1 protein-coding gene is annotated in these 247 nt (G+C 59.1%); it reads right to left on the minus strand.

Translation table 11 applies throughout. The annotated features are described in order from the left end of the window. Positions 1–247, minus strand: a 247-nt coding sequence (locus BST12_RS30135) for a helix-turn-helix domain-containing protein (RefSeq protein ID WP_211281450.1), incomplete at both ends; no start/stop codon positions are given.

A 247-nucleotide genomic window follows, 5' to 3' on the forward strand; every position in this document is an offset into this window, starting at 1 on the left:
GGGCTCGAGTCGGTTCATCAAGGTGTTGCGGTGGGTGAAGAGAAGTCTCGCGGCCCGAGAAGCGTTGCACTGCTGGTTGATGAAGGTCAATAGCGTCGTTTTCAGAGCCGGGCTGGCCGACTCGAGGTTTCCGAGGGTGCGTTGGATGAAGTCGTCGGCACCCTCGGCGTTTTCGGTGAGCAACGCGACCATCTCGACGTCGGTGAAAAAGGCGACTCGGTGCGGTGATTCCAGCCGGATAATCATC

Origin of the sequence: Mycobacterium angelicum (assembly GCF_002086155.1) — a bacterium.
GTDB lineage: Bacteria > Actinomycetota > Actinomycetes > Mycobacteriales > Mycobacteriaceae > Mycobacterium > Mycobacterium angelicum.